Genomic DNA, 5,574 nt, shown 5'->3' with positions numbered 1-5,574 from the left:
GCTACAGCCTTTTTTCATTATTTGAATTCTTCTATATACTTTCTCAAGAATGGAACTACTGTATAATCATTATTTCTAATGAAATTCACACTTAATTGATCAAAGATGAACTTCTTAAAGTCATCATCTAATGCTCCTTCTAACACTGTTATTCTACGAATATGACATGCATTGACAAGAGTAAACTTCATAGGCTCCTTTTTACCAACATAATAGTATAACTTCTTTGAATCCTCCTCATCCTTCAAAGTATAAATATGTTGAAATACCTTTACAACATCACTCTTAAGACATGGATTAAATACTACTCTAGAAGTATCTCTACAATGTTTTACAAACTTTCTTCCTAAAGAAGTAGCTAAATTAATAAGTGGTGGATTACCAGCTTTAGATGCTTTTCTAACCACCTCTTGATATTGGTAAGTGTTTTTATTTAAACTCTTTAGTATACGTTCTATTTCTTCTCTGTACTCTTCATTTGTTTCTACAAAAGAATTTAATAAACGTGTTAGTTTACTCTTAGAAATTTCTTTATCTTTCCTGTATGCATTGAGTCTAAAATCAAGTTCTTTCAAATCAGGTAAAACCATCATTTTACTATTACTGATTAAAACCTGATGATTTGGAATAGAAATCAACAATTCTGGTTCATAAACAGAACTTTTATAATTTGTAAAGACAGATTCATATCTCTGATATAGTTCTGAAGTATCATCCTCAATCTTATAGTAATCCATGCTGCCATCAGGAAATACACTTAAGAGAAAATACTTAGTAATTCTTTTATTATCACGACGTTCAGATTCTCTTGTAACATATTCAACCGGTTTATCCCAATCCCAGTGATATATAGATATACTTCTATTTGCGATATCTCTCTTAATAAGTAATTCCATTAGAATCCTATCCATAACATTATCGCTAATATCAATTGCATTATCCCTAGCAATACAAGTCTCATAAGTGATATGTTGGAAGTTTAGATCACTGACATGCTGGTCTGGTATTTTATTGTTCTTACAATATTTCTGATTATGAATCAATGCAATATTGAACTGTTTACCTTTATCATAATGAATATTATCGATACCTCTATCCTTTAATTTAGAAACAATTAAATCAATCATCTTCTTAGATGAACTATCGTTCACACGGTCAATCAAATGAACACCTAAATCATTATATAGGTTTCTTATATAATCCTGGGATAAGAAGTCTGAATATGTATTGGCCATCTGTTCATTATCTAAGTCTATAGGATGTAATTGAACATAATCATTAAGATGTAGATCAACATCAATATAAAACTGATGCAACATACCACACTTAGAATTTTCAAACCCCTGTATATCATGAATATCTAAACTATTCACAAAGTCCTCTCTTTGTCTGCGATATACACTTCTTCTCACAAAACACTGATCTGTATTTAATGGTGTAAGGCAACGGCGAAGTACATAACCTTCACTGCTCTTATAATATCTAGGCAGTTTTAGAATATCATTTCTATATCTTTCATTATGTTCTAATACTTTAGATAAACGATGATAAGATTCACCCTCCATATACACCATACATTCCTGCTTACTTGTTTCTGATTCAATCAAACTAATATGATATGCGAGAATACAATCTTTCTTAAATGATTTCTGATTGAAACTGAAATATCTACCTGAGATGTTATTAAACTTCTGAGAAAATTCCATATTAGGCAGCATATTGATCAACAATTGAGATAATTCAGTCGGTGTTATACTTAAAGGATCATTTATATCTAATGTTTCTACAAATGCTCCTTTATCATACTGATTAATATGTGATTGAAGGTCTTCTAAACAGACTCTTCCTTTTTCAAATATAAGATAAACAGGACCTTTATATCTATAAAGCACAGCTAAGACTGGAGATAATTGATCTAGTTTTTCTAAACTTCTTTTCATAACACATTTTTCTTCATCTTTATCACCAGTTTGTATTGGTTGTATTTTATAGAGATCATAATCACGAATAATATGATCATAATGGATTTCAAGCTTTACTTTGTTTGTCTTAATCATCCTTATATTCCTCCAAACACATTCTTATTTTATTAATTGCTTCTCGATTGACATGGAATCCATCTTCTTCAAGCAAAGAAGGTATTTCAATAATTCTTGGAGATTCAATAATCTTATCTGATTTATTTTCATCAAATATATTAATAATGATTGCCTTTTCCCCACCTATTTCATCTAGCTTATCAATAATCTTCTTAGTCATTTTCTTAGAATCAAAGTTTGAATATCTCCAATGTTTTAAATCGATATAGACCTTACCACGTTTATAATCAAAACGTTCATATTCGTTTGGTTTAAGTTCATCTAGATCAATACCTAATTCTTTCTTTATAATAAAATGACCTACAAACTCTCCTAGTCTTCCCTTATAGATATTCTGGTATAAAACAGGTGATAACATATAATCATTTACTTCAAAACGAGTGGCATACTTATGTTTAACAAACTCCTCTCTTAAACCAGGATAATTCAACATCTTAGAAAGACGTGCATTTTCTTCACTAACTTCGTATATATGCTTGATTCGTTCAGAATCTTTCTTATTCTGTAGTCTGACTATAACTTCCTCTTTAGATTCGTTAAAATAAACATCTGTATATTCAAAATCATGTTCACCAACGAAATAGTATTTATTCATCGGTTCAGATGAATGAATATAGTATTCCTTAACTATTTCATCATCCTTGTTAGAAATAGTAGGATGCTTTAAACATGTTTCACCCAATCTCTTATAGCGTTGTATTTGTTGTGATGTCCAATCTCCTGATAGTAATTCATATATATAGAACTTACCAGAACTAGAAATATGACTGGCTTCATTCTCAACATAATCATATACAGGAACATCTTCTTGTCTTTCTTTAGCATATTCTGCGAGTTTTATTGTTTCTGGTGAAAGTATTTCAGTTTCTAGTATTGATGTATCAAAACTATTCACGATATCTCTCGTAACTAGAATATGAATGACTTTATTCTTATTAAATGAACGAGATAAACGTCCTACTGCTTGAATAATCTGTTTTGTTTTAAAGAGACGTATACTTCTACAGCCTTTAAGTTCCGTATTAAATCCTTTCTCTTTTGGATTCTTTAATTTCTCATAGCCTGCAGAGATACATTTACTTAAGGTACGATGATCAAGTTCATTATTCTCATATAAATTCTCCACTTCAATTAAGTAATGGAGTAAATCCTCTTCTTTAAATCCAGATTCAGTATCATAGAGATTGGTGATTACGTTCGTGATATCTCCTAAGAAGATTCCATCGAAATCCTTTTTCTTATTTCTTCCATCTTTTTTATTTGCGAAATCAGTTAAGTTAATCGTATCCAAGCCTTTAGGTAAGTCATATGCCATGTTTTGTCCTGCACCTATAGTAGCATATGCAGAAATCACAAAAATCTTTTTACCCTCTTTTAGAGATTTCAATATCTTCTCTTTATCCTCATCAAATGTTGCACCACTCTTTAATACGATATAATTCTTTTTATTTTCACCAACACCACACTCAATATTTACCAAACGAAATAGTTCCTTAAGTTTTAACAATCTAAGGTTACCTGTTTCTTTTGGTAAAGCATTATTTAAACATAAGAATGAATGAATATCTTTATGTGATACAAAGTATCTATAAGCTTGTGCTACCATCAAATATCTTTTAGCATAATAACCCCTCTTATCTGCATACATATCCTGAGTGAGAATCTTATAGACTTCATTTTGATGTTTAGAATCAGAAAATACTAATCTAATAGCTTCTTTTAAATTTTCATTATGATAATCTATCTCTTCTACCTTTACTTGAATTTCTCCCGTTTCATATTTCTCATTCAATAAAGAATATGTATCTTGGATTCTTTGGTGATCCTCTTCTTCAATAATATGAAAATCATCTTCTAGAGTTTCTTTAAGATACTTGAGTGAATAGTTTGACAATACAGAATCAATATTACATGTCGCACTTAATCCAATAACAGTGGCTTTTTTAGCTAACATAGCTAATATACATTCAGCACTTTTAATAAGATGCATATAATGGAAAGTTGTATTAAAGCCACTATCCTTCTTATTAGTAAATTCAAAAGAACGAATACCTCTATTATAATAATTATTCGTTTTCTTAAATTCATTCTTTGTTTTATTCACCTTCATTACAGGCTGAATATTAATATCATTATCAATATATGATATATCGGGATCAGATAATTTGAATAAATGATAAATAGATCGTACTGCCTCTTCATCATTAATTAGATCATCTTCTTCTGCTTTTAGATTCTTATCGTTTTTATGAGCTGAACCGAGTTTCTTAATATATCTCTTTACAGAAACCAAAAAATTACTCATCTCACCAATAATAGAGAATAAGCTATACACTTCACTACTTATTTTAGGTAATTCTTTTTTTCTCTCTTCGCTATCAAAGATTTTGATGGTCATTCTATTATGCTCCTCATCATAATAGACATAAGCTCTTTTCTTAGATAAACCATCAAAGCTTGCGTGGAATGTTGAATCACTCATCAAGAAATTACGGTTTTTAATTCCTGGGCAATAATAAGGCAGCTCATCATGATATTTGTTTCGTATCTTTAAAGCTTTTTTTCTTATATCTTTTAACTGCGAATCATTTTCAGGTACTAAATCCTTTACATCTTTAGGTGTATTATCCTCCCAGTGAATAAATGGACTTGTAATGCGATAAACCATAGGAATCAAATCAACAGTTGAGCTTAAACTACTTTCTATAATAATATCGTTAATTTCATTCTTAGTTGCATCTACTTCATCAATAAAAAGAATACTGTCATTAATAATTTCAGATTCAGAGAATTTATACATTTTCTTATAAATAGGATCAATTGAAGTAAAGAAACGCTTTACAGACATACAAATAATCTTATAATCCTCAATAAACATAGCAGGATATAGAACACTAAGCCACGAATGAAGTGCCTTCATATCTTTCTTTCTATCATCTACATTCTTCTTTTTAAATTCAGCAGTCATTAGTTTATTTCTTACTTCTTTTCTAAACTTAGTATCAGCTGATACTAGATCTTCTTGAGATTTTTGAAGCATTTCCAATGTGACATTCCTATTCTTAAATTCCTTTTGGAAATGTTTATAAATGTCTAAACTTCTCTTTAAGTTTCTGTATGAATCTAAATCTTGAAATTCATCTGGAATATGAGCTTCATAAAAATGATGCACAATATTATCCACAACACTTTCTACACGTAATACATTTGCTTTGTATTCATCTTCACCCAATGCGTTTTTTAAATCTTCCATTGGCAAGTTATTCAGATTATTTGTGATGAATATAAAGTGTTTATCAAACTTTTTGTAATTATTTTTCATCAACTGTACTGCACTATAGGACTTTGCATAACCTGTAGGAGTATTCACAAAATACAATCCATTACTTCTTTGATCAAATATTTTGTCTAACAATTCTTTCATTTCTATCACCTCAAATTAATTGTAAAACTTTTATATCTGTAGAAATATGAG

2 protein-coding genes are annotated in these 5,574 nt (G+C 29.5%); both read right to left on the bottom strand.

The window, feature by feature from the left end; all coding sequences use genetic code 11:
* Positions 1 to 17: 17 nt before the first annotated feature.
* On the bottom strand, positions 18 to 2,057 hold the full coding sequence (locus tag QVO42_RS03395; protein ID WP_022424774.1) for a hypothetical protein: 2,040 nt from the start codon (positions 2,055 to 2,057) through the stop codon (positions 18 to 20).
* A complete protein-coding gene (locus QVO42_RS03390) occupies positions 2,050 to 5,523 on the bottom strand; it encodes a hypothetical protein (RefSeq protein WP_022424773.1) in 3,474 nt (1,157 codons plus the stop codon). Before QVO42_RS03390 ends, QVO42_RS03395 begins: the two co-directional genes overlap by 8 nt.
* Positions 5,524 to 5,574 lie beyond the last annotated feature (51 nt).

Origin of the sequence: Catenibacterium sp. CAG:290 (assembly GCF_000437715.1) — a bacterium.
Lineage (GTDB): Bacteria > Bacillota_I > Bacilli_A > Erysipelotrichales > Coprobacillaceae > Catenibacterium > Catenibacterium mitsuoka_A.
This window is presented reverse-complemented; position numbering and strand designations above follow the sequence as displayed.